We start from the raw sequence: 24,306 nt of genomic DNA on the forward strand, positions 1-24,306 counted from the left end.
GGCCGGTGTGTGCGGCGGACGACGGACGGGTTCCGTCAGCACATCGGATAGCGGTCGGCGGGCCACACGACCGATTGCTCGAACTCCAGGCACAGATCGTCGGCCAGCCCGCCGATCACCGTGCGCCCCTCGGTCGCCACCAGCCAGGACGGCGGAAGGTGGACGTCGCCGTGGCGGGCGCCTAGCAGATTGCCGCAGACCGCCCCGGTGGAGTCGCTGTCGCCGGAGTGGTTGACCGAGAGCAGCAGCGCCTGCGCCACCTGATCGGCGCCCGGCAGCACCAGAGCGCAGTACACGGCGATGGCCAGGGCCTCCTCCGCGATCCAGCCCGCGCCCAGGGTCTCCACCTTCTCGGCCGTCGGCTGCCCCTCGGCGGCCAGGTCCACAGCAGCGCGCAACGCCGCCGTGGTCTCCTCGTGCCCGGGATGGCGGCCCAGCAGTTCCATGGCCCGCAGCACCGCGCCCGCCATCGAGTCGCCCTCCAGGAGATGGGCGACGATCGCCGCGAGCGCCCCGGCCGCGTACCCGCCGGTCGGATGACCGTGGGTGATCTGCGCGCACCAGTAGGCGAGCCGGAAACCCTCTTCCGCATCCGCCCCCACCAGGCCGAACGGCGCCGACCGCATCACGGTGCCGCACCCCTTGGACCCGGTGTTCACGGGGCCCGGCCCGCCGAGCCGGGCCATCGGCTCCGGCACATGACCGGTGGCGAGACCGGTCAGGCAGGCGTTGCCGGGTGCCCGGCGCGCGTACAGCCAGGGCTCCAGCCTGAGCCGCCCGGTCCGCACCGGGTCGTCGCCGCCGCGAGCCGGCGGGGCGGGGTGATTCTGGGTGTCCAGCCAGCGCAGATAGGCGTTCCGCAGGATCGCGGGTTCGGCGCCGCCGATGCCCTTCGCCGCCGCCCGGGAGTGGGCCCTGATCAGCCCCTCGGCCGTGAACAGGGTCATCTGGGTGTCGTCCGTGACCCGGCCGACGACGCCTTCCTCGTCCGCGAGGAGCCCCCGCACGCCGTGCTCACCATGCGCGCGCCGGATACCGGCGAGCGAAAGGAACTCCACCGGATTCCCCAGGGCGTCCCCTATCGCCCCGCCCAACAGACAGCCCCGCACCCGCGCCCTGCGGCCTGTGCGGTCCTCCCATGACGCGCCGTTCACGCATGATCCCCTCGACTCGCTGCCGACCCGGATCGGTGTCGACATGTCCCCAAAACGCCGTCGCGGGTCCATCCTGGTAGGAGAGGCGATCATCATGCGTACCGGTAACGAACCGACGACCGCCCGTAGTCCTCTGCGACTGCGGCTGTGCCTGAGTCTATGGGGGCTGGCCTGGGCCGTCTTCGGTCTGACCGCCTTCACGCTGGCCGACCACCCGGGCTGGGCCGCCGCCTGCGGTCTGCTGCTCCTGCTGGTCCTCGCGGACATCGTGGTGATCGTCCACCACATCCACCAGGGCCCGCACTACCAGCCGGGCCGCGACATCCCTCCGTACGAACCCGACCACGGCGGACGCGGACGGTACGGTCACTGACCCGGCGGCCCTGCGGCGGGCGGGCGCCCTCGCCCGTCGTGTGCCCTTCCCGGGCCGTCGGCCCGCGCCGGAAGCTCGGCCGTTCCCGGAACGTCAGTTCCCGGTCCGGAAGCGGGCCGCCTCCAGATACTCCGGCTTCGGATCCAGCGCGGCGGCCAGCCGGAAGTGACGGAAGGACCGCTCGGAACGGCCGGACCGCTCGAAGGTGCGGGCGAGCGCGAAGTGCGCGAAGGCGTTGTCCGGTTCACGCTCCAGCACGAGCTCGAATTCGAGCTCGGCCGCGCGCAGTTGGGCTGCGGCGAAGAACGCGCGGGCACGCAGCAGACGGGCCGCCGTGTTCTCCGGATGAGCCGCGATCACCGAGTCCAGGAGCTTGACCGCGCCCCGGGGGTCACGAGCCGCCAGCAGGTGCTCGGCGGCGCGGAAGTCGATCACGTCGGTCTCCGGGGTCCTCTCGGGCACGATCAGGCCCTCCCTTCGTCTCCCCCTTCTCAACACCCGGCCGCGGCCCGCTGTTCCGGTACGGCGTACGCCGGGCACGGGCCGCCGGCCTCGCTGCTCGTCCCGGCCCAACGACCGCGGCCGTCCCGGCCCTTGGCCGCGGTCGCCTCAGCCCTTGGCCGCGGCCCGCCGGGTCAGCTCCGCCCACACCGCGCGGACCTGCGGCTCCAGTTCCTCCAGCGGGCCGTCGTTGTCGATGACCAGGTCGGCCACGGCACGCCGCTGCTCCCGAGTGGCCTGCGCGGACATCCGGGCGCGGGCCTCGGACTCGGTCATGCCGCGCAGCCGTACGAGCCGGTCGAGCTGGGTCCGCGGACCGGCGTCCACGACGACCACCACGTCGTAGAGCGGGGCGAGCCCGTTCTCGGTGAGGAGGGGGACGTCGTGCACGACGATCGCGTCGGGGCCCGCCGCCCGTTCCAGTTCGGCGGAACGGGTGCCGACCAGCGGGTGGACGATCGCGTTGAGCGTGGCGAGCCGGTCGGCGTCGGAGAACACGATCGAGCCGAGCTTCGGGCGGTCCAGGGCGCCCTCGGCGGTCAGCACGTCCGTGCCGAACGCGTCGACGACGGCCGCGAGACCGGGCGTCCCCGGCTCGACGACCTCGCGCGCGATCCGGTCCGCGTCGATCAGTACCGCCCCGTAGCCGACGAGCAGCCGCGACACTTCACTCTTGCCGGCACCGATACCGCCGGTCAGGCCCACTTTCAGCATGCCGGGCAGCCTAGTGCCGTGACCGGCGCCCCCATGGAGGCGGCCCGGGACGAACGGTCAGGCATCCCCTTCACGCTCCGCGAGGAAACGCTCGAATTCGCGGCCGATCTCGTCGGCGGACGGCAGCTCGACCGGCTCGGCGACCAGACTGCCCCGGGTCTCGGCACCCGCGACCGCGTCGTACTGGTGCTCAAGGCCCTCGACGAGCGAGACGAGCTCCTCGTCCCCCTGGCCGATCTGCCGCTCGATCTCGGTCTGGGTGCGGTGCGCCTCGGTGCGCAGCGCATGGGCGACGGACGGCAGGACCAGCCCGGTCGCGGCCGTGATCGACTCCAGGGCGGTGAGCGCCGCGTCCGGGTAGGCGGAGCGGGCGACGTAGTGCGGCACATGCGCCGCGACGCCGAGGACGTCGTGCCCGGCCTCCATCAGCCGGTACTCCACCAGGGCTTCGGCCGAACCAGGGACCTGCGCCTCGTCGAACGGGCTGCGGTGGCCGGGCATCAGGTCCGTGCGGTTTCCGTGCGGGGTGATGCCGACGGGGCGGGTGTGCGGGACGCCCATCGGAATGCCGTGGAAATTGACCGCGAGGCGGACACCGAGGCGCTCGACGATCTGCTCGACGGCGGCGGCGAAGCGCTCCCACTCCACGTCCGGCTCGGGCCCGGAGAGGAGCAGGAACGGCGCGCCGGTGGCGTCCTGCACGACGCGGACCTCCAGCACCGGGGCCTCGTAGCCCGCCCACCGGTCGCGCCGAAAGGTCAGCAGCGGCCGACGCGCGCGGTAGTCGACGAGCCGGTCGTGGTCGAAGCGGGCGACGACCTGGTGCGGCAGCGTTTCGATCAGGCCGTCGACGATCTGCTCGCCGGTCTCACCCGCGTCGATGTACCCGTCGAAGTGGTAGAGCATGACCAGACCGGCCGATTCCTGGGCGAGCGCCATGTCGACGACGGCCAGTCCCTTCGGCTCCCATTCGTACAAACTCTGCGGATCAGGCACGGTTACCGCTCCTCCTCGTGTTCCTGGACAAGAACATCCGACGGGACATGAGCATTCCCGGGCCGCGGCTCCTCGGACGAGGGTTAACGGGACCGTTCACTCCAGAACCCGTACGCGAACGCGAGCGTCCCCGGCGCCGACGCTCTCCCCACCGGGAAGGCACACACCGCCGGCCCGCCGGGCCCCGCGCGATTCCGCCAGGACTCCCGCACGCCGCCGCACGATCAGGCGGCGACAGCCGGGGCGTTGGCGTTCACGTCGCTGAACTCGCCCGTGTGCCGGACGAGTTCACACCACATCACAGCACCGGCCACCGCCGCGAACCCTGGTCCATACCTTGACACTCCCCCACCACATCCCTACCGCCGCTGAGCAAAAGTTCACGGACTCACCCGATGTTCATGTACGAGAATGGCATGAAGCGCTCATGTCCGAGAGCGACGTGAGGCGAGCACGCCCTGGACTCCTCGACGGGAAGGCACCCCACATGCGCACCCGCGTCCTGCTCCCCGCCCTGCTGGCCTCCGCACTCGCCGCCGGCGCCCCCACCCCGGCCGCCGCGGCCACCACCGACGTGGACGCGGCCACCACGGCCGAGGTCATCGACGTGAGCACCGCCGCCCAGCTCAAGTCCGCCCTCGCCGCCGCCACCCCCGGCGACACGATCCGCCTCGCCGACGGCACGTACCAGGGGAACTTCAAGGCGACGGTCCCCGCCGCCGCCTCCGCCCGGATCACCCTCACCGGCTCCGCCAGGGCGGTCCTCACGGCTGGCGGCGGCTACGGGCTGCATCTCGACGGCGCCTCCTACTGGACCGTCCGGGGCATCACCGTCACCGGCGGTCAGAAGGGCATCATGGCCGACGCCGCCACGGACGTCGTGATCGACTCCGTGACCGTGCACGATCTGGACATGGAAGGCGTCCACTTCCGCAGGTCCAGCGGGAACGGCGTCATCAAGAACTCGCGGATCCACGACACCGGGCAGGACGGCAGTGGCATGGGCGAGGGGGTGTACGTCGGCACGGCGGGGGATCTCTCTGACCGGAGCGACGGGGTCCAGATCCTGAACAACACGATCGGCCCCGGAGTCGGGGGCGAGAACATCGACATCAAGGAGGGCACCACCGGGGCGAGGGTCATCGGCAACACCTTCGACGGCGGCGGCCTGACCGGCGCCAACTACGACGACTCCTGGGTGGACGTGAAGGGCAACGACGTCCTGGTCCAGGGCAACCGGGGCTCGCGTACCACGAACAACGGCTACGAGACCCACACCCAGCAGAAGGGCTGGGGCTGCGGCACCGTGTTCCGCGACAACGCCTCGGACCTGTCCGGCTCCACGGGCGACAAGCGAATCGCGATCAACGTCACCAACTACGGCGCGAGCTGCCCGACCACCGTCTACAGCAGCAACACGGTGACCGGAGGCCAGGGACTCACCAACATCACCGTCACCCCGTAGAAACGCCCCGCGCGGAACGAGGCCACCCGCACGGAACGGAACCACCCACGCGGACCACCCCCTCAGCGGGCGCCCGAAGCCGCCCCGCGCGGAGCCGCCCCGCGCACACGCATGAGGCCCGTTCCCCGAAGGGAACGGGCCTCACCGTCAGCTGCTCCGGTCATTCACCGACCGGAGGGGCCAGGGGGCAGAGCGTCAGCTCTGGCCACCCGCCAGCTTCTCGCGCAGAGCGGCCAGGGCCTCGTCCGACGCCAGGGCGCCGGAGTTGTCCGCCGACTCCGAGGAGTACGAGCCACCGCTGCCGCCGGAGGCGGCCGGGGCACCACCGGCCGGGGCGGCAGCGCCCTCGGCAGCGGCGGCCTCGTCGGCCTCGCGGGACTTGATGACCTGGGCCTGGTGCTGCTCGAAACGCTGCTGCGCCTCGGCGTACTGCGTCTCCCACGCCTCGCGCTGAGCCTCGTAGCCCTCGAGCCAGTCGTTGGTCTCGGGGTCGAAGCCCTCGGGGTAGATGTAGTTGCCCTGGTCGTCGTAGGACGCGGCCATGCCGTACAGGGTCGGGTCGAACTCGACCGACGCCGGGTCGGCACCGAAGGACTCGTTGGCCTGCTTCAGCGAGAGGCTGATGCGGCGGCGCTCCAGGTCGATGTCGATGACCTTGACGAAGATCTCGTCGTTGACCTGGACGACCTGCTCCGGGATCTCCACGTGGCGCTCGGCCAGCTCGGAGATGTGGACCAGGCCCTCGATGCCCTCGTCGACGCGCACGAACGCACCGAACGGAACGAGCTTGGTGACCTTACCGGGAACGACCTGCCCGATCTGGTGCGTACGGGCGAACTGCTGCCACGGGTCCTCCTGCGTCGCCTTGAGCGACAGGGAGACGCGCTCGCGGTCCATGTCGACGTCGAGGACCTCGACCGTGACCTCCTGGCCGACCTCGACGACCTCGGAGGGGTGGTCGATGTGCTTCCAGGACAGCTCGGAGACGTGCACGAGACCGTCGACGCCGCCGAGGTCCACGAACGCACCGAAGTTGACGATCGAGGAGACGACGCCGGAGCGGACCTGGCCCTTCTGCAGGGTCGTGAGGAACGTCTGGCGGACCTCGCTCTGGGTCTGCTCCAGCCAGGCACGGCGGGACAGGACCACGTTGTTGCGGTTCTTGTCCAGCTCGATGATCTTGGCCTCGAGCTCCTTGCCCACGTAGGGCTGGAGGTCACGGACACGGCGCATCTCGACGAGGGAGGCCGGCAGGAAGCCGCGGAGGCCGATGTCGAGGATGAGACCACCCTTGACGACCTCGATGACGGTACCGGTGACGATCCCGTCCTCTTCCTTGATCTTCTCGATCGTGCCCCAGGCACGCTCGTACTGAGCGCGCTTCTTGGACAGGATGAGGCGACCTTCCTTGTCCTCCTTCTGGAGAACCAGGGCCTCGATCTCGTCGCCGACCTTGACGACCTCGTTGGGGTCGACGTCGTGCTTGATCGAGAGCTCGCGGGAGGGGATGACGCCTTCGGTCTTGTAACCGATGTCGAGCAGGACCTCGTCCCGGTCGACCTTCACGATGACGCCGTCGACGATGTCGCCGTCGTTGAAGTACTTGATCGTCTCGTCGATCGCGGCGAGGAAAGCTTCCTCGTTACCGATGTCGTTGACCGCTACCTGCGGGGTGGTGGCGGTGGTCTCGGTGCTGCTCGTCATGTGGGAAAGGGCTCCGGTACGGACAGTGAGTCGTAGGTACTGCTACGCCGGGAGCCCGTATCGCCTCTGCAGAAGCCGGACAGCCCGGGAAGCACCGGACCCGCCGTACGGGAGGCGCCTCGTGAACCGAGGGGACATACAACAGATGCGAGCGCGACCTGCTAGGTCTGAGGCGCGCAGGCTCGCAGCGCAACTTGTAGCATACGGGGGCAGCCGGGCACGGTCAATGCACGAAGGCGCACACCCGCGACGCATCAGCCCAATTCCGGCACATTTCGTGTTCCACGAGGCCGCGTCGGCCGCAGGGCGCGTTCCCTTCGTACGGAGCCCCGCTGGTCGGACGGCCCCTGCGTGCATATCGCGTACGACGGGGTGAAGGCAAACTACAACGACGGACACGATGAGCCAAGAGATGCACCTGCCCGAGCCGGAGGCGACCCGCCGCGCGGCCTCGGAGACCGAGAGCAGCCGGGCCAGTCGCGGCTGGTGGGACCGGAACGCCGACGAGTACCAGAGCGACCACGGCGCGTTCCTCGGCGACGACCGCTTCGTCTGGGGTCCCGAGGGGCTCGACGAGGCCGAGGCCGGTCTGCTGGGCCCGGCCGAGTCGCTGAAGGGCCTCGATGTCCTGGAGATCGGCGCCGGCGCCGCGCAGTGCTCGCGCTGGCTGGCAGCGCAGGGGGCCCGCCCGGTCGCCCTGGACCTGTCGCACCGGCAGCTGCAGCACGCCCTGCGGATCGGCGGCGGGGTGCCGCTCGTGGAGGCCGACGCCGGGGTGCTGCCGTTCCGCGACGGCGCGTTCGACCTGGCGTGCTCGGCGTACGGCGCGGTGCCGTTCGTCGCCGACCCCGTGCGCGTGTTCCGCGAGGTGCGCCGGGTACTGCGGCCCGGCGGGCGCTGGGTGTTCTCGGTGACGCACCCGGTCCGCTGGGCGTTCCCGGACGAGCCGGGGCCCGAGGGCCTGTCGGTCGCGGCCTCCTACTTCGACCGCACGCCCTACGTCGAGCAGGACGAGCGCGGCGAGGCGCTGTACGTCGAACACCACCGGACGCTGGGCGACCGGGTGCGGGACGTGGTGGCCGGCGGGTTCCGGCTGGTCGACCTGGTCGAACCGGAGTGGCCCGCCTGGAACCAGCAGGAGTGGGGCGGCTGGTCCCCCCTGCGCGGCCACCTGATCCCGGGCACGGCGATCTTCGTCTGCGAACGGGACTGAGCCCCGGATCCGACCGCGGCCGCCGCCCTGCCACGGGGCGCCCGTTCCGGCCCCGGGCCCCGGCCCGCCCACACGGAAGCCGGCGCCGGTCCCGGTTCATGGCCGCCGACCGGCCGCGTACGAGACCGGTTGCGGGCACCGCGCGGCCTCGTACCAGACTGGGGGCGTGATCCGCGCCCACGCCCTGGAACAGCTGCCCGTACGCACCGCCGTGCCCGCCCTCGAGCGGGCGCTCGACGACCACGGCACCGCGGTGCTGTGCGCACCGCCCGGCACCGGCAAGACGACCCTGGTGCCGCTGGTCCTGGCCGGGCTGACCGGCGGCGGGCCGGCCCGCCGCGTGGTGGTCGCCGAACCGCGCCGGATCGCGGCGCGGGCGGCGGCGCGGCGGATGGCCTGGCTCCTCGGGGAGCGGGTCGGCGGGCGGGTCGGGTTCACGGTCCGCGGCGAGCGGGTGGCGGGGCGAGACACCGTGGTGGAGGTGGTGACCACCGGGGTGCTCCTCCAGCGGCTCCAGCGCGACCAGGAGCTGACCGGGGTCGACGCGGTGATCATCGACGAGTGCCACGAGCGGCACCTGGACGCGGACACGGTCGCCGCGTTCCTCCTCGACGTGCGGGAGACCCTCCGCCCCGATCTGCGGCTGGTCGCCGCGTCCGCGACCACCGACGCGGCGGGTTGGGCACGGCTGCTGGGCGATGCCCCGGTGGTGGAGGCGCGGGGCGCCTCGCATCCGGTGGAGGTGGTGTGGGCGCCGCCCGCCGGGCCGGTGCGGCCGCCGCACGGCATGAGGGTCGATCCGGCGTTTCAGGCGCACGTCGCGGCGACGGTGCGCCGGGCGCTCGCCGAACAGGACGGCGACGTGCTGTGCTTCCTGCCCGGTGTGGGCGAGATCGGACGGGTGGCGGGGCAGCTCGCCGGGGTGGACGCCGAGGTGCTCCAGGTGCACGGGCGGGCCCCGGCGGCGGTGCAGGACGCGGTGCTGGCCGGGTCGTCCGGCGGCCGGCGGGTGGTGCTGGCGACCTCCGTCGCGGAGTCGTCGCTGACGGTGCCCGGGGTGCGGGTCGTGGTCGACTCGGGGCTGGCCAGGGAGCCCCGTACCGATCACGCGCGGGGGCTGAGCGCCCTGACGACTGTGCGCGCCTCGCAGGCCACGGGACGGCAGCGGGCGGGCCGGGCCGGGCGTGAGGCGCCCGGGGTGGTGTACCGCTGCTGGGAGCAGGCGGAGAACGGGCGGCTCGCGCGGTTCCCGTCCCCGGAGATCGCGGTGGCCGATCTGACGGCGTTCGCGTTGCAGGCGGCCTGCTGGGGCGATCCGGAGGCGTCGCGGCTGGCGCTGCTCGATCAGCCGCCCGCCGGTGCGATGGGCGCGGCACGCGAGGTGCTGACGGCGGTCGGCGCCGTGGACGCCCGGGGTCGGGTCACCGACCGGGGCGTACGGATGTCCCGGCTGGGCCTGCACCCCCGGCTGGCGCGGGCGCTGCTGGACGGCGCCGCGGAGGTCGGCGGGCGACGGGCGGCCGAGGTCGTGGCGCTGCTGGGCGAGGAGCCGCCCCGGGAGTACGGGGACGATCTGGCGGCGGCGCTGCGGACCGCCCGGCGGGGCGGGGACGGGTACGCGGCGCGCTGGCGGCAGGAGGTCCGGCGGTTGTCCGCGCCGGTCGGGGAGACCGGGGGCGGCTCCCCGGCCGGCATGACCGACGACGCCGCCGTCGGCCTGGTGGCCGCGCTGGCGTTCCCCGAGCGGGTGGCACGGGCGCGCGGCGAGGGGGCGTTCCTGATGGTGTCGGGCACGGGTGCGGAGACCCGCGGGGGTTCGGGGCTGCGGGGTGCGCCGTGGCTGGCGGTCGCGGTCGCCGACCGGCCCGCGCACGCGGCGTCCGCGCGGGTGCGGCTCGCCGCCGTGATCGACGAGTCCACGGCGCGGGCCGCCGCCGGACACCTGCGGTACGCGGGCGAGGAGGTGCGCTGGGCGGACGGCGACGTCGTGGCCCGCCGGGTGGAGCGGCTGGGCGCCGTGGAGCTGTCGGTGCGTCCGTTGGCGGAGCCCGATCCCGCAGTGGTGCGCGAGGCGCTGGTGGAGGGCCTGCGGCGCGAGGGGCTCGGGTTGCTGCGCTGGACGCGGGAGGCCGGGCAGTTGCGGGAGCGGCTCGCGTTCCTGCACCGGACGGTGGGGGCGCCCTGGCCCGATGTGGCGGACGAGGCGCTGGCGGCGCGTGCCGGGGACTGGCTGGAACCCGAGCTGTCGCGGGCCCGGCGCCGCTCCGACCTGGGGCGGATCGACGCGGGGCAGGCGCTGCGGCGGCTGCTGCCGTGGGCGACGGGTGAGGCGGCCCGGCTGGACGAGCTGGCGCCGGAGCGGATCGAGGTGCCGAGCGGATCCCGGGTCAGGCTGGAGTACGGCGGGGAGCGGCCGGTACTCGCGGTGAAGCTCCAGGAGCTGTTCGGCCTGGATCGGACGCCGAGGGTGGCCGGGGTGCCGGTGCTGGTCCATCTCCTCTCCCCCGCCGGGCGGCCCGCGGCGGTCACCGCGGACCTGGAGTCGTTCTGGCGGGACGGCTACCGGGCGGTGCGCGCGGAACTGCGGGGCCGTTACCCGAAGCATCCGTGGCCGGAGGACCCCGCGACGGCGACGGCGACCCGGCTGACCAACGCCCGGCTCAGGCAGGAGTAGGGGGCGTGTCCGGGGCGGGCGTCGTCGCGCCGGCGCGCCGTTCGGCGGGCCCCTCCGGGCGCCGGGAGCGTGCTTCCAGCCACAGCGCGAGGGCGAGCAGCGCGGCGCCGACGACCAGGAACCCCCGCGGCAGGTACGAGGTCAGCAGCAGGATCGGCAGGCGCTGCGAGGTGACCAGGGCGACGGTCGACTCGATGTAGTCCTCGCGCATCTTCACGTGTCCGGCGAAGACGGTGACGGTGTCCTGCGGAAGGCCCATCGCCTTGGCGTTGCGCAGTTCCTCCTTGTGGATCTCCTCGCCGTTGACGGGCGCTCCGGTGACCGGGTCGACCCAGAACATCCGCTTGGTGGTGTACCAGCGGGTCATGCCCGTCTTCGCGATCTGTTCCGGGGAGACGCCCTTGATGGGCATCTTCTTCGGCATCGGGACCTTCGTCCACGGGACGGTCTGCTCGAAGTAGTAGACGTCCATGCCGCGGAAGGTGCGGGTGCCCTTGTAGTGGATGGGCGAGCTGGTACGGGACTGGGCGTCGAAGTACTCGTAGTCGCGCTTCTCGGTGAGGAAGGGCCACTTGAACTCGATGCCCTCGCGCCTGACCGGGTCGCCGTCGACCATTTCGCCGGTGGCGTGGACGGGTGCCTGGCTGTGGGCGTCGAAGATGTAGCGCTCGGGGATCTCGGAGACCATCTTGCCGTCGGGTCCGGCGACGAAGCTGAGGGCGTCCCAGACGACGACGTCGCGTCCGGCGTCGCGTTCGATCCTCTCGGACTCCTCCACGTTGCCCTTGAGGGTCTGCACGATGGTGACCTTCGGGACCTGCTTGACCTTCATGCCGTCGTTGTAGTCGAGGAGGGTGGCGGGCTTCGCCTCCAGCACCATCTCCTGGTACTGGCTGGGCGGGATCTTGGCCAGCCTCGGAAAGGCGTACCAGCGCAGCAGGGGCGCCATGGCGGCGAAGAAGACGGCGAGGGCCAGGAGTACGAGGCTGGCTCGGCGGCGCATGGTGGTGCCCTCCCTCAGCTTTCGTGGCTGCTTCCGCTGTGCGTTTCGTGTCGCGCGGCTGCTTCAGGTGGTTCCCGGTTCCCGGGAGGTCACTGCTTCTTGGGTCCCGGGACGGTGGTCAGCAATGGTTCGGGCGAGGTCTCTCCGGGCGGGGCCCCGATGGCGGCGACGGTGAGGACGAGCGCGAGGGCCGCGGCAAGTCCGATGGCGGCGGCGACGAGGGCACGCATGCCGGTCCTCCCGGTGAGCACGGATCCGACGGCGACGGACCTGACAGGTCGTCAGGGTTGGGGCACCGTAGCAACACGGGCGCGAGAGGGGAACACGTGGAACAGCCCCTCCGCCGGGTGGTGGCGGAGGGGCTGTCGGGGCGCGGGGTGCCGGGCGGAGACTGCGTCAGGTCGCGGTGGCCTCGATCACGAGGTCGATGACGAGCGTGGCGCCGCCCTCGGCGGTCAGGCGCAGCTTGTACGTGCCCGGGGTGCCGCCCGCGTAGAGCTCGGGGAGCTCCAGCCTGCCGTCCGCGCCCGTCCTCAGGCCGGTGAGCGTACGGACCGCCTTGTCGTCCTCGTCCTTGAAGTACGGGCCCTTGTCGTTCTCGGTCGGCTCGTTCCCTGCGGGCTCGGCCTCATCGGTGATCAGGGTGGCGGTCACGGCGACACCCGCGGCGATCGCGTTCTTGTAGGTGGCCTCGATCTCGACGGTGTCGGCGAACGCCGTGCCGGGCGCGGCGGTCAGGGCCTTGTCACCGATCCTGGTGATCTCGTCGGCCTGCCGGGCGGTGACGGTGGCGGTGTAGGCGGCGCCGGGCAGCGCACGGCCGGTGGCGACGGCACGCACCCTGAACTCCCCCGTGCGCTCGCCCGCCTTCAGCACCGGGGCGGTGACCGTGCCGTCGGCCCCGGTGGAGACCGTGACCTCGGGCTTGCCGCCGGCGAAGACGGCGTCCGTGTCGCCGGTGACGGTGAAGGTGACGGACACCCCGGCCATCGCGCCGCCGAGGGTGTCCCGGGCCCGCACCTTGATCCGCTCGGTGAACGCGCTGCCCGCGGTGGCGGTCAGGGGGCCGGTCCCGGCGTTCTCCACCCGTGCGAGGGGCCGGGACGGCGTGGGGGTGGGGGTGGGGGTGGGAGTCGGCGTCGGGGTGGGGGTCGGACCGGTCGAGCCGCCGGGCTCCGGCGTGGGCGGCTTCGGCTTGGGCTCGGAACCGGGCTTCGGCTTGGTCTTCCCCGGCGGCGTGGGAAAGGGGCCGGTGGTGCCGGAGCCCGAGCCGGCTCCGGAGTCCGAACCCGTGCCGCTGCCGAGGGCGGGCGGAAGGGTGCCGGTGCCGTCGGGGATCTCGTGGCTGCCGCGCTTGTAGTAGTCGAACCACGAGCGGACCGTGCGGAGGTAGACGTCCGAGTGGTTGTAGCTCAGGACCGCCCGGTCGAGATCGGCGGCGACGGACAGGTTTCGCGAGCCCGCGCAGAGATAACGCGCTGCGGCGAGCGCGGCGTCGTAGACGTTGTTGGGGTCCTTGCGGCCGTCGCCGTTGCCGTCCTGGCCCCAGGTCGCCCAGGTGGACGGGATGAACTGCATCGGGCCGACGGCACGGTCGTGCGTCGCGTCCCCGTCGTACGCCCCGTTGTCGGTGTCCTTGATCAGGGCGAAGCCCCGGCCGTCGAGCACCGGGCCGAGGATCGGGGCGAAGGTCGTGCCCTCCGCGTCGACCCGTCCGCCGCGGGCGTGACCGGACTCCACCTTGCCGATCGCGGCGAGCAGTTGCCACGGCAGCCGGCATGCGGCATCGCTGTCGGCCACGGTCCGTTCGGCCTTCTTGTACGCGGCCAGGACCGAGGCCGGTATGCCGGATTCCGAACCCCCGGTGAGGGGCGACTCGGTGGTGGTTCCCGGCTTGTGGGGCGAGTTCAGCGGCGGCAGTTCCGTGTAGTACGGCGAATTCCCGGTGGCCGCGCCCTCGTCGGGCTGCGGCGCCGCTCCCGTGGACCGCGCGTCGCCGCTCGCACCGGCCAGTGGCGTACCGGGAGCACCCGAGGCGGACAGCGCCGCCACGGCGACGGCGGCCACGGCGGTGGTGGTCGCCCCCTTGCGAAGTCGGCGACCGAACTGCGCTGCCATACCCGTGACCCCTCCCGTCGTCGGCTGCCCGCGCTCCCCGGCGCCAGGACTCGGAGCCCGTCCGATCGCCTTCGGCCGGGAAGCGGACGCGGTGTGGTGCGTGCGATTCCAAGGCGCCGAGTTGGTCTCGTAGCGGAGCTACCAGGCCATTTCGGCAACGGCGGAAGCGTGCGCGCCAGGGCGTGGCCACCCGGTCGGGGGGCACCCGACAGACTCTCGGGCGACCCTACGGCAACTCATGCGACTGACGCAGTGTCTACTGACCGATTGTTACCTGTTTTTCACGTTCCGGTCCACAAGTTGTACGGCGGCTGTCCGGCTGGTGAGGACGGCTCCCGCATACTTGCCGCCATGCCGTTCACACTCAGTCACGCCGCGGCCGTACTGCCGGGCATACGACGCGGCGGCACCGCCCGCGGCCCGCTCGTCGCCTCGGCGCTCGTCGCGGGTTCGTTCGCCCCTGATCTGACGTACTTCGCGGACAGTGTGGTTCCCGGTGCCATGGAGTTCGGGGAGGTCACCCACTCGGTACGGGGCGTGCTCACGGTCGATGTGCTGATCACCGCGGTGGCGGTGGCGGTGTGGCTGTTGTTGCGCGAGCCGCTGGTGGCACTGCTGCCGGACGCCTGGCAGGGACGGGTGCACGCGTTCCTGCGGGGCCGGCCCGCGGCCGGACGGGAGAGGCACAGGGTCCGCGACGGTGCGTGGTTCGCGGTGTCGGCGGCCGTCGGGGCCACCACCCATGTCGTCTGGGACGCCTTCACCCATCACGACCGCTGGGGCGTGCGACTGGTCCCGGGGCTCGACGGCAGCCTCGGCGGACGTCCCGTGTTCCAGCTGGTGCAGTACGGCAGTTCGGCGGTGGCCCTGGCCGTGCTCGTGTGGTTCACGACCTCGGGCCTGCGGCGGACCGGGGCGCGGCCGGTCCCGCCGGACGTACCGGTACTGGGCCGCCGGGGACGACGGGCGGCGGGAACCCTGCTGGGCCTCTGCGTCCTGCTCGGCGTCGTCCACCGGTGCGCGCGCTGGTACGCGTACTTCGGCGGCGTCCACGACCCGCTCGACATCGTCCCGACGGCCTGCTTCGGCGCCGGGGCCGGACTGGCGGCGGGCCTGGTGCTGTACGGGGTGTGGATGCGGCTGCGCCGACCGCGCACACCCGCACCCCCGTCCCCCACCGCGGCCGGACGGGCCCCGTCACCGCACTGACCCGACGCCCGGACTCCCCTCTCGGGACGGCTCCGCACCCCCCGGCGGCCTCGGGCGGCCCGGAACTCCCGGCACCCGAGCGCCCCAGGGCGTACCGTCCGGCGCCGTCGGCCCTGCGGACCACGCCCACGGGTCGGCGTGGTGGCCGCGCCCGGGTCAGTGGGCCGCCGACTCCCAGTCCGTACCCACACCCACCGACACGTCCAGCGGGGCGCGCAACTGCACGGCCGTGGACATCTCGCGGCGCACGATCTCCTCCACCCGCGCACGCTCCCCCGCCGCGATCTCCAGGACGATTTCGTCGTGGACCTGGAGCAGCATCCGCGACTTCATCTCCGCCCCGGTCAGCGCCCGGTCCACCTTGAGCATGGCGACCTTGACGATGTCCGCCGCCGTGCCCTGGATCGGCGCGTTGAGCGCCATGCGCTCGGCCATCTCGCGCCGCTGGCGGTTGTCGCTGTTGAGATCCGGGAGATAGCGGCGGCGGCCGAAGACCGTCTCGGTGTATCCGGTGGCCCTGGCCTCCTCCACCACACGGTGCAGATAGTCGCGCACCCCGCCGAACCGCTCGAAGTAGGTGTCCATCAGACCGCGCGCCTCACCCGCCTCGATGTTCAGCTGCTGGGAGAGACCGAACGCGGACAGCCCGTACGCCAGCCCGTAGCTCATGGCCTTGATCTTGCGGCGCATCTCCGGGTCGACGGCCGACTTGTCGACGCCGAACACCTGCGAGGCGACCGTCGTGTGCAGGTCCTCACCGGAGGTGAACGCCTCGATCAGGCCCGCGTCCTCGGAGAGGTGCGCCATCACCCGCAGCTCGATCTGGCTGTAGTCGGCCGTCATCAGCGACTCGAAGCCCTCGCCGACGACGAAGCCCCGGCGGATGGCCCGGCCCTCGTCCGTACGCACCGGGATGTTCTGCAGGTTGGGGTCGGTGGAGGAGAGCCGCCCCGTCGCCGCCACCGTCTGGTTGAACGTCGTGTGGATACGGCCGTCCGTCGCGATCGTCTTGATCAGACCCTCGACCGTGACCCGCAGCTTCGCCTGCTCGCGGTGGCGCAGCATGATCACCGGCAGCTCGTGCTCCGTCTGCCCGGCCAGCCAGGCCAGGGCATCGGCGTCCGTCGTGTACCCCGTCTTCGTCTTCTTCGTCCTGGGCAGCCCCAGCTCACCGAAGAGGACCTCCTGGAGCTGCTTGGGCGAGCCGAGATTGAACTCCCGGCCGACCGCCGCGTGCGCCTCCTTCACCGCCTGCTGCACCGCACCGGCGAACTGCTGCTCCATGCCCTCCAGATGAGCCCGGTCCGCCGCGATGCCCTGCCGCTCCAGGCGGGCCAGCAGCGCGGACGTCGGCAGCTCCATGTCATGCAGCAGCTCCGCCGCGCCGACCTCCGCCAGCCGGGCGGTGAACGCCTCTCCCAGATCCAGGACCGCGCGGGCCTGCGCCATCAGGGCGTCGGCCTCCGCCCGGTCGTCCGCGCCGAAGGCCAGCTGCCCGTCGGGCGCCGCCGCGGGCGCCAGCTCCCGGCCCAGGTACTCCACCGCCAGCGCGTCGAGCGCGAACGAACGGCGGCCCGGCTTGACCAGGTAGGCGGCCAGCGCCGTGTCCATCGTGACGCCCTCGACCCGCCAGCCGTGCTCCGGGAAGACCCGCATGGCGCTCTTCGCGTTGTGCATCACCTTGGGCCGCGCCGCGTCGGCGATCCAGGCGGCGAACGCCCGCTCGTCGCCCTCGTCGAGCTCCGCGGGATCGAACCAGGCCGCCGCGCCACCCGCCGCCGCCAGCGCGACCTCGGTGACCGTGCCCGCGCCGAGCGCCCAGGTGTCGACCGTGGCGACACCCAGCGGCTCCCCGCCGTGCTCCGCCAGCCACGGCGCCAGCTCGCCCGCGCCCAGCACCGCACCGTCCAGCTCGACGCCCGCCGCGGGCACCGGGGCACCAGTCTCGGCCGCGCCCGGATCGACGGCCAGCAGCCGCTCGCGCAGGCTCGGGTTGCGGATCTCCAGGACGTCCAACACACCCGCCACCGCCGTACGGTCGTACGGAGCGCGCTCCAGGTCCCGCGGGGTCTTCGGCAGCTCCACGTCACGGACCATCTCCGTCAGCCGGCGGTTCATCCGCACCGCGTCCAGGTGGTCCCGGAAATTCTGCCCGGCCTTCCCCTTGACCTCCTCCGCGCGCTCCACCAGCTCGGCGAACGAACCGAACTGCTTGATCCACTTCGCGGCGGTCTTCTCCCCGACGCCCGGAATACCCGGAAGATTGTCCGACGGGTCACCGCGCAGCGCCGCGAAGTCCGGATACTGCCGCGGCGAGAGCCCGTACTTCTCCTCGACCTTCTCCGGGGTGAACCGCGTCAGCTCCGACACGCCCTTCGTCGGATACAGCACCGTGACGTTGTCCGTGATCAGCTGGAACGAGTCCCGGTCACCGGTGACGATCAGCACCTCGAAACCGGCCGCCTCGGCCTGCGTCGCCAGCGTGGCGATGACGTCGTCCGCCTCGAAGCCCTCGACCGCGAAACGGTCCGCACGCATCGCGTCGAGCAGCTCACCGATCAGCTCGACCTGCCCCTTGAACTCGTCCGGGGTCTGCGAACGATTCGCCTTGTACTCCGGGAACTCCTCAGCGCGCCACGTCTTGCGGGAAACGTCGAACGCCACCGCGAAATGCGTTGGCGCCTCATCACGCAGCGTGTTCGCCAGCATCGACGCGAAGCCGTACACCGCGTTCGTCGTCTGCCCCGACCCCGTCGTGAAATTCTCCGCGGGCAGCGCAAAGAACGCCCGGTACGCCAGGGAGTGCCCGTCCATCAGGAGCAGGCGCGGTCGGTTGTCTGCCGTCTTCTTCGATGCCGTCTCAGCCACGCCCCCGATCCTGCCACGGACCACTGACAATGCCCGACCGGGCGTCGCTCGCCGCATTCGACGACGCACGACCGTCCCGCCGGCCCGGCCCGCGTGACAGGATCGAGGGACGAGCAAAAGGGAGAAGCCGGGGAGCACGGCGCCCCGCGCGGCACACACGCGACGCGCACGGAACGACACGGTCCGCACCCGGCCCGAAAGGAAGCGCACCATGGCCACGAAGCCCCCCACCGGTGACCCGGTCCAGGACGCGCCCCGGGTCGGACCCGCCCGGCACACCGCCGCCGGCCTGCCCGCCGTCGCCCACAGCCTCGCCGTCGCCCGGCAGCAGATGGGCATCCGGCGCACCGCGCAGACCCTCCTCAAGGTCAACCAGAAGAACGGCTTCGACTGCCCCGGCTGCGCCTGGCCCGAGGGCGACCACCGGCACACCGCGGAATTCTGCGAGAACGGCGCCAAGGCCGTCGCCGAGGAAGCGACGCTGCGCCGCGTCACCCCCGAGTTCTTCGCCGCGCACTCCCTGCCCGTCCTCTCCGCCCGCAGCGGATACTGGCTCGGCCAGCAGGGACGGATCACCCACCCGATGTACCTCCCCGAGGGCGCCGACCACTACGAGCCGGTGACCTGGGACCGCGCCTTCGGCATCATCGCCGAGGAACTGCGCGCCCTCGCCTCCCCCGACGAGGCCGTCTTCTACACCTCGGGCCGCACCAGCAACGAGGCCGCGTTCCTCCTCCAGCTGTTCGCCCGCGAATTCGGCACCAACAACCTCCCCGACTGCTCCAACATGTGCCACGAGTCCTCCGGCTCGGCACTCACGGAGACCATCGGCATCGGCAAGGGCAGCGTCTCCCTGGAGGACCTCCACCGCGCCGACCTGATCATCATCGCCGGACAGAATCCCGGCACCAACCACCCGCGGATGCTCTCCGCCCTGGAGAAGGCCAAGTCCGCCGGAGCCAGGATCATCTCGGTGAACCCGCTGCCCGAGGCCGGTCTGGAACGGTTCAAGAACCCGCAGACGCCGCGCGGCATGCTCAGGGGAACCCCGCTCACCGACCTCTTCCTGCAGATCCGCATCGGCGGCGACCAGGCCCTCTTCCGACTCCTCAACAAGCTCGTCCTGCAGACCGACGGCGCCGTCGACGAAGCCTTCGTCCGGGAACACACCCACGGCTACGAGGAATTCGCCGCGGCCGCCCGCGAGGCCGACTGGGACCGGACCCTCGCCGCCACCGGCCTCGACCGCGCCGCCATCGAAGAAGCCCTCGCCATGGTCCTCGCCTCGAAACGCACCATCGTGTGCTGGGCCATGGGCCTCACCCAGCACAAGCACTCCGTGCCGACCATCCGCGAGATCGTCAACTTCCTCCTGCTGCGCGGCAACATAGGCCGCCCCGGCGCAGGAGTCTGCCCCGTGCGCGGACACTCCAACGTCCAGGGCGACCGCACCATGGGCATCTTCGAAAGGCCCCCGGCCGCGTTCCTCGACGCCCTCGACAAGGAATTCTCGATCACCTCGCCGCGCCACCACGGCCACGACGTCGTCCGCTCCATCCGGGCCCTGCGCGACGGAGACGCCAAGGTCTTCTTCGCCATGGGCGGGAACTTCGTCGCCGCCACCCCCGACACCGAGGTCACCGAGGCCGCGATGCGACGGGCCCGCCTCACCGTCCACGTCTCCACCAAGCTCAACCGCTCCCACGCGGTGACCGGCACCCGGGCCCTGATCCTGCCCACCCTCGGCCGCACCGACAAGGACGTCCAGGCGAGCGGCAGGCAGTTCGTCACGGTCGAGGACTCCATGAGCATGGTCCACGCCTCCCGCGGCAACCTCACCCCCGCAAGCCCGCACCTGCTCTCCGAACCCGCCATCATCGCCCGCCTCGCCCGCGCCGTCCTCGGACCCGGATCGGCCACCCCCTGGGAGGAGTTCGAGAAGGACTACGCGACCATCCGCGACCGCATCTCCCGCGTCGTCCCCGGCTTCGAGGACTTCAACGCCCGCATCGAGCACCCCGGCGGCTTCACCCTCCCCCACGCCCCCCGCGACGAACGCCGCTTCCCCACCGCGACCGGCCGCGCCAACTTCACCGCCGCCCCCGTCGAACACCCCGAACTCCCCGACGGCCGACTGCTGCTGCAGACCCTGCGCTCGCACGACCAGTACAACACCACGATCTACGGCCTCGACGACCGCTACCGCGGCATCGAGGGAGGCCGCCGCGTCGTCCTCGTCAACCCCGACGACGCCCGCGACCTCGGCCTGGCCGACGGCGCGTACACCGACCTCGTCGGCGAATGGAAGGACGGCGTGGAACGACGCGCCCCCGGCTTCCGCGTCGTGCACTACCCGACCGCCCGCGGCTGCGCCGCCGCCTACTACCCGGAGACCAATGTGCTGGTCCCCCTCGACTCCACGGCCGACACCAGCAACACCCCCGCCAGCAAGTCCGTCGTCGTGCGCTTCGAGAACATCCGGGGATGACCGGCGACGACCGGGGATGACCAGGGGGCGCCCGGGAGCGACCGGGCGTCTCCGGGCACGACCGGCCGTTCCCGGGGACAGCAGAAGGCGGCCGAGGACCGCCGGGGACGAGGCCCGGCCCGTCGCGGCGCTCCCGGGCCGGCCGCACCGGGAGCGCCCCTCTCGACGGGCCGGACCTCCCGACGGGCGGCGCCCGGCCCGACGGCACGGGGCCGGCGCACGAGCCGGAACGGCCCGGCGCCCAACACCGGGCCGTCCCGTACGTCACACGACCTAAGCGCCCGCTCAGTCGTCTGATATGAACGACGCAGACAGACCGAAGCCACCGGGCATCGCAGACGATCGGAGCCGGACAGCATGGGCGAGCACACCACCCCCACGTTCCCCCAGGAGATCATCGACGAATACGCCGAACTCGGCGTCGACCTCCCCGCCCTCTTCTCCGCCGGCCACCTCGGCGAACGCATGGGGGTCACGATCGTCGAGGCATCCGCCGACCGCGTCGTCGGCACCATGCCCGTCGAGGGCAACACCCAGCCGTACGGACTGCTCCACGGCGGCGCCTCCGCCGTCCTCGCCGAGACCCTCGGCTCGGTCGGCTCCATGCTCCACGGCGGCGCCACGAAGATCGCCGTCGGCGTGGACCTCAACTGCACCCACCACCGGGGCGTGCGCAGCGGACTCGTCACGGGCGTCGCCACCCCCGTCCACCGCGGCCGCTCCACCGCCACCTACGAGATCGTCATCACCGACGAGCACGACAAGCGGGTCTGCACCGCCCGCCTCACCTGCCTGCTCCGCGACGCACCGCGCCCCGACGCCGCCTGACCGGAACCCGACCCCACCCGGCCCCCAGGCCACCCGCGCCCCTGACCGAAACACAACCCAACACGCGACCCACCGCACACCACACACCACCACCGCGCGCCACGCGCCCGCACCACCGCCCGGCCGGACCGAGATCCGGCCGGGCATTCTCATTTCCCGCACAACTCCAGCACGACAAAGCCAAGTTGAGCGTCCACCATGGTCAACACCACTGACATCACGACGCGTTGAACGCCCCAATCGGCACCCCCACCACACCCGACCGCGGCGGCCGCACACGCGACACCGCGTCAACCACACCACGCCCGACATCACTCCCAGTAACCATCGGGCGATATGTGCAGGCCACGGACAACACGCCCGTATCCGGCCCCGCGAACACCGCCGCACCTCACCTCACCCGGCACCCGCTCCCCCTCGCCCACACCGGGCGACAGCACCAAGATCTGCTCAAGCCCCTTAGCAGAGCTGCGAGTTCTCACCATGCGGTCACTTTCGCCGACCGGTAAAAAGACGTACATGTCCGCACAGCCACCTCAAGCCTTGCTCAAGGGCATAACAAGAAAGTCACATCCTGCGGCGGACCCATCCCCCACCACCACACCTGCGCCTAGAGTCACGGCCAGTCACCGCGCCGCCGGGCGCGTCAACCAGCACGGCCCTGTACCACCCGTACGGCCCGGCGAACGACACGGCACCTCAAGCAGAGGAGGCCGCGCCAGGGAAAGGACCTTTCGTGCGACACCGTTCTTCGCTCATACTCACCGCAGTGCTCACCACAGGAGCACTGACACTCACCGCCTGCGGGTCGCGCGACGACAGCAACAACGGCGGCGGCGACGGCGGCACCAAGACCGTCGTCATCGGCGTCGACGCGCCCATCACCGGCGACCTCTCCGCCCTCGGCCTCGGCATCAAGAACTCCGCCGACCTCGCCGCCAAGACGGCCAACAAGGAAAAGACCGTCCCCGGCATCAAGTTCGAGGTCAAGCCCCTCGACGACCAGGCCCAGCCCTCCGTCGGCCAGCAGAACGCCCAGAAGTTCATCGACGACGACACCGTCGTCGGCGTCGTCGGCCCGCTCAACTCCGGCGTCTCCCAGTCGATGCAGAAGCCCCTCAACGACGCCGGCCTCACCCAGGTCTCCCCCGCCAACACCGGCACCGAACTCACCCAGGGCGAGAACTGGAAGACCGGCGACAAGAAGCGCCCCTACAAGACCTACTTCCGCACCGCCACCACGGACCAGATCCAGGGCGCCTTCGCCGCGAAGTACCTCTACAACAACGCGAAGATCAACCAGGTCTACCTCATCGACGACCAGAAGCCCTACGGCGCCGGCCTCGCCGCCTCCTTCAAGAACACCTTCACCTCCCTCGGCGGCAAGATCGTCGGCACCGACCACGTCAACCCCGACGACCGCGACTTCAACGCCGTCGTCACCAAGGTCAAGAAGTCCGGCGCCAAGGCCGTCTACTACGGCGGCGAATACCCCGCCGGCGCCCCCCTGAGCCAGCAGCTCAAGGACAGCGTCCAGATCCCCCTCATGGGCGGCGACGGCATGTACAGCGCCGACTTCATCAAGCTCAACAAGAAGGCCCAGGGCGACATCGCCACCTCCGTCGGCAAGCCCGTCGAAGAACTCGACTCCGCCAAGAAGTTCATCGCCGACTACAAGACCGCCGGATACAAGGACGCCTACGAGGCCTACGGCGGCGGCACCTACGACGCCACCTGGTCCATCATCGAGGCCGTCAAGATCGCCGTCGCCGACAACAACGGCAAGGCCCCCGACGACCTCCGCGCCAAAGTCCTCGAAGCCATGGCCAAGGTCAAGTTCGACGGCGTCACCGGCCCCGTCTCCTTCGACGAGTACGGCGACACCACCAACACCATGATGACCGCCTACCAGGTCGACGGCGGCAAGTGGGTCTCCAAGATCAGCGAGGTCTACAAGCCCTGACCACCGCCGCCCTCCCGGGCAACCCGAAGTGACCCAGACCGCGCGGGAGCGCCACCAGCGCCCCGCGCGGTGCCATATCCGAACCACTCCACGGAGGCCCTGCGGTGAACGAACTGCCGCAACAGCTGGCCAATGGACTCATCCTCGGCGCGATGTACGGACTCATCGCGATCGGCTACACGATGGTCTACGGAATCATCCAGCTCATCAACTTCGCCCACGGCGAGATCTTCATGATCGGAGGCTTCGGAGCTCTCACCGTGTACCTCTGGATGCCGGCCGGCGTCTCCCTCCTCGCGATCATCCCACTCATGATCATCGGCGGCGTCATATGCTCCGTCGCCGTCGGCACAGCCGCCGAACGCTTCGCCTACCGACCCCTGCGAGGCGCCCCCCGACTCGCCCCGCTCATCACCGCGATCGGACTCTCCCTCGCACTCCAGCAAGCCATCTGGAAGTGGTACCCCGACGCCAAGAAGGACCGCTCCTTCCCCCAGTTCAAGGGCGAAGCCTTCGACATCCTCGGCGCCCACATCCAACGTGGTGACCTCTTCGTCCTCATCACCGCCCCCATCTGCATGATCGCCCTCGGCCTCTTCGTCTCCAAGACCCGCGCCGGCCGCGGCATGCAAGCCACCAGCCAGGACCCCGACACCGCCAAGCTCATGGGCATCAACACCGACCGCATCATCGTCATGGCCTTCGCCATCGGTGCCGCGTTCGCCGCCGTCGCCGCCGTCGCCTACGGGCTCAAGAACGGCCAGATCGGCTTCAAAATGGGCTTCATCATGGGCCTCAAAGCCTTCACCGCAGCCGTACTCGGCGGCATCGGCAACATCTACGGCGCCATGCTCGGCGGCGTCGTCCTCGGCATCGCCGAATCCCTCGCCACCGGCTACATGAGCAACGTCCCCGGCATGGAACTCTTCGGCGGCGGCGCCTGGAAGGACGTATGGGCCTTCGTCCTGCTCATCATCGTCCTGCTGCTCCGCCCCCAGGGCCTGCTCGGCGAACGCGTCGCGGATCGGGCGTGAT

18 protein-coding genes are annotated in these 24,306 nt (G+C 71.5%); 9 read left to right on the top strand and 9 right to left on the bottom strand.

The features are described 5' to 3' along the window. Positions 1-35: 35 nt before the first annotated feature. Positions 36-1,154: an ADP-ribosylglycohydrolase family protein gene (locus tag AB0E67_RS06675; protein WP_362021883.1), complete on the bottom strand. Its 1,119-nt coding sequence runs from the start codon at positions 1,152-1,154 to the stop codon at positions 36-38. Positions 1,155-1,248: 94 nt separating this feature from the next. On the opposite strand from AB0E67_RS06675, the gene AB0E67_RS06680 reads away from it, so the two are divergent. Next, entirely contained in the window at positions 1,249-1,527 is a 279-nt protein-coding gene (locus tag AB0E67_RS06680) for a DUF6343 family protein (RefSeq protein ID WP_362021886.1), read from the top strand. 93 nt (positions 1,528-1,620) lie between these two features. On the opposite strand, the gene AB0E67_RS06685 is transcribed toward AB0E67_RS06680, so the two are convergent. The 3 genes from AB0E67_RS06685 to AB0E67_RS06695 all read right to left on the bottom strand — a co-directional run bounded on the left by AB0E67_RS06685 (position 1,621) and on the right by AB0E67_RS06695 (position 3,738). Next, positions 1,621-1,989, bottom strand: a complete 369-nt coding sequence (locus tag AB0E67_RS06685) for a tetratricopeptide repeat protein (RefSeq protein WP_362021889.1) — start codon at positions 1,987-1,989, stop codon at positions 1,621-1,623. Positions 1,990-2,136: 147 nt separating this feature from the next. Next, positions 2,137-2,742, bottom strand: coding sequence for a dephospho-CoA kinase (gene coaE / locus AB0E67_RS06690; RefSeq protein ID WP_362021892.1), 606 nt, complete (start codon positions 2,740-2,742; stop codon positions 2,137-2,139). 57 nt (positions 2,743-2,799) lie between these two features. Next, on the bottom strand, positions 2,800-3,738 hold the full coding sequence (locus AB0E67_RS06695) for a PAC2 family protein (RefSeq protein ID WP_362021895.1): 939 nt from the start codon (positions 3,736-3,738) through the stop codon (positions 2,800-2,802). 487 nt (positions 3,739-4,225) lie between these two features. On the opposite strand from AB0E67_RS06695, the gene AB0E67_RS06700 reads away from it, so the two are divergent. Further along, positions 4,226-5,203 carry a right-handed parallel beta-helix repeat-containing protein gene (locus AB0E67_RS06700; protein ID WP_362021898.1) on the top strand — a complete coding sequence of 326 codons (978 nt, stop codon included), beginning with the start codon at positions 4,226-4,228 and terminating at the stop codon, positions 5,201-5,203. Positions 5,204-5,398: 195 nt separating this feature from the next. On the opposite strand, the gene rpsA is transcribed toward AB0E67_RS06700, so the two are convergent. Continuing rightward, a complete protein-coding gene (rpsA, locus tag AB0E67_RS06705; protein WP_073788681.1) occupies positions 5,399-6,907 on the bottom strand; it encodes a 30S ribosomal protein S1 in 1,509 nt (502 codons plus the stop codon). Positions 6,908-7,319: 412 nt separating this feature from the next. Between rpsA and AB0E67_RS06710 the strand changes: the two genes are divergently transcribed. Next, complete coding sequence (locus tag AB0E67_RS06710) at positions 7,320-8,120, top strand: methyltransferase domain-containing protein (RefSeq protein WP_362023521.1); 801 nt, start codon at positions 7,320-7,322, stop codon at positions 8,118-8,120. Positions 8,121-8,286: 166 nt separating this feature from the next. After that, the gene (gene hrpB / locus AB0E67_RS06715; RefSeq protein ID WP_362021901.1) at positions 8,287-10,794 is read left to right on the top strand and encodes an ATP-dependent helicase HrpB; all 2,508 of its coding nucleotides are present in this window, start codon (positions 8,287-8,289) and stop codon (positions 10,792-10,794) included. Here hrpB and AB0E67_RS06720 read toward each other — a convergent pair. From AB0E67_RS06720 to AB0E67_RS06730, 3 genes are all read right to left on the bottom strand, one after another. Then, on the bottom strand, positions 10,781-11,797 hold the full coding sequence (locus tag AB0E67_RS06720) for a DUF3068 domain-containing protein (protein ID WP_362021904.1): 1,017 nt from the start codon (positions 11,795-11,797) through the stop codon (positions 10,781-10,783). The two genes, hrpB and AB0E67_RS06720, sit on opposite strands and share 14 nt — an antisense overlap. Before the next feature lie 89 nt (positions 11,798-11,886). Then, positions 11,887-12,027 carry an SPW_0924 family protein gene (locus AB0E67_RS06725; RefSeq protein WP_362021906.1) on the bottom strand — a complete coding sequence of 47 codons (141 nt, stop codon included), beginning with the start codon at positions 12,025-12,027 and terminating at the stop codon, positions 11,887-11,889. Between the two features lie 166 nt (positions 12,028-12,193). Next, positions 12,194-13,915, bottom strand: a complete 1,722-nt coding sequence (locus tag AB0E67_RS06730) for a lytic murein transglycosylase (RefSeq protein WP_362021909.1) — start codon at positions 13,913-13,915, stop codon at positions 12,194-12,196. Between the two features lie 351 nt (positions 13,916-14,266). On the opposite strand from AB0E67_RS06730, the gene AB0E67_RS06735 reads away from it, so the two are divergent. After that, a complete protein-coding gene (locus AB0E67_RS06735; RefSeq protein WP_362021912.1) occupies positions 14,267-15,124 on the top strand; it encodes a DUF4184 family protein in 858 nt (285 codons plus the stop codon). A gap of 156 nt (positions 15,125-15,280) precedes the next feature. On the opposite strand, the gene polA is transcribed toward AB0E67_RS06735, so the two are convergent. Next, complete coding sequence (gene polA / locus AB0E67_RS06740; protein WP_362021914.1) at positions 15,281-17,992, bottom strand: DNA polymerase I; 2,712 nt, start codon at positions 17,990-17,992, stop codon at positions 15,281-15,283. Positions 17,993-18,203: 211 nt separating this feature from the next. Here polA and AB0E67_RS06745 point away from each other — a divergent pair, with 211 nt between their 5' ends. The 4 genes from AB0E67_RS06745 (at position 18,204) to AB0E67_RS06760 (ending at position 24,305) form a co-directional block, all read left to right on the top strand. Further along, entirely contained in the window at positions 18,204-20,480 is a 2,277-nt protein-coding gene (locus AB0E67_RS06745; protein WP_362021917.1) for an FdhF/YdeP family oxidoreductase, read from the top strand. 357 nt (positions 20,481-20,837) lie between these two features. Next, complete coding sequence (locus tag AB0E67_RS06750; RefSeq protein WP_362021919.1) at positions 20,838-21,308, top strand: hotdog fold thioesterase; 471 nt, start codon at positions 20,838-20,840, stop codon at positions 21,306-21,308. A 736-nt stretch (positions 21,309-22,044) separates the two neighbouring features. Beyond that, positions 22,045-23,271, top strand: coding sequence for a branched-chain amino acid ABC transporter substrate-binding protein (locus AB0E67_RS06755; RefSeq protein ID WP_362021921.1), 1,227 nt, complete (start codon positions 22,045-22,047; stop codon positions 23,269-23,271). A gap of 104 nt (positions 23,272-23,375) precedes the next feature. Continuing rightward, complete coding sequence (locus tag AB0E67_RS06760; protein WP_362021924.1) at positions 23,376-24,305, top strand: branched-chain amino acid ABC transporter permease; 930 nt, start codon at positions 23,376-23,378, stop codon at positions 24,303-24,305. Position 24,306: the final 1 nt, after the last annotated feature.

The organism is Streptomyces sp. NPDC032161 (genome assembly GCF_040636995.1).
In the GTDB taxonomy this organism is placed as follows: Bacteria; Actinomycetota; Actinomycetes; order Streptomycetales; family Streptomycetaceae; genus Streptomyces.

What these genes read in the sequence shown, in the direction of transcription:
- AB0E67_RS06680 (WP_362021886.1), top strand. Translation starts at nt 1,249, where the DNA reads ATGCGTACCGGTAACGAACCGACGACCGCCCGTAGTCCTCTGCGACTG.
- coaE (WP_362021892.1), bottom strand. Translation starts at nt 2,742, where the DNA reads ATGCTGAAAGTGGGCCTGACCGGCGGTATCGGTGCCGGCAAGAGTGAA.
- AB0E67_RS06700 (WP_362021898.1), top strand. Translation starts at nt 4,226, where the DNA reads ATGCGCACCCGCGTCCTGCTCCCCGCCCTGCTGGCCTCCGCACTCGCC.
- rpsA (WP_073788681.1), bottom strand. Translation starts at nt 6,907, where the DNA reads ATGACGAGCAGCACCGAGACCACCGCCACCACCCCGCAGGTAGCGGTC.
- AB0E67_RS06710 (WP_362023521.1), top strand. Translation starts at nt 7,320, where the DNA reads ATGCACCTGCCCGAGCCGGAGGCGACCCGCCGCGCGGCCTCGGAGACC.
- AB0E67_RS06720 (WP_362021904.1), bottom strand. Translation starts at nt 11,797, where the DNA reads ATGCGCCGCCGAGCCAGCCTCGTACTCCTGGCCCTCGCCGTCTTCTTC.
- AB0E67_RS06725 (WP_362021906.1), bottom strand. Translation starts at nt 12,027, where the DNA reads ATGCGTGCCCTCGTCGCCGCCGCCATCGGACTTGCCGCGGCCCTCGCG.
- AB0E67_RS06730 (WP_362021909.1), bottom strand. Translation starts at nt 13,915, where the DNA reads ATGGCAGCGCAGTTCGGTCGCCGACTTCGCAAGGGGGCGACCACCACC.
- AB0E67_RS06735 (WP_362021912.1), top strand. Translation starts at nt 14,267, where the DNA reads ATGCCGTTCACACTCAGTCACGCCGCGGCCGTACTGCCGGGCATACGA.
- AB0E67_RS06745 (WP_362021917.1), top strand. Translation starts at nt 18,204, where the DNA reads ATGGCCACGAAGCCCCCCACCGGTGACCCGGTCCAGGACGCGCCCCGG.
- AB0E67_RS06750 (WP_362021919.1), top strand. Translation starts at nt 20,838, where the DNA reads ATGGGCGAGCACACCACCCCCACGTTCCCCCAGGAGATCATCGACGAA.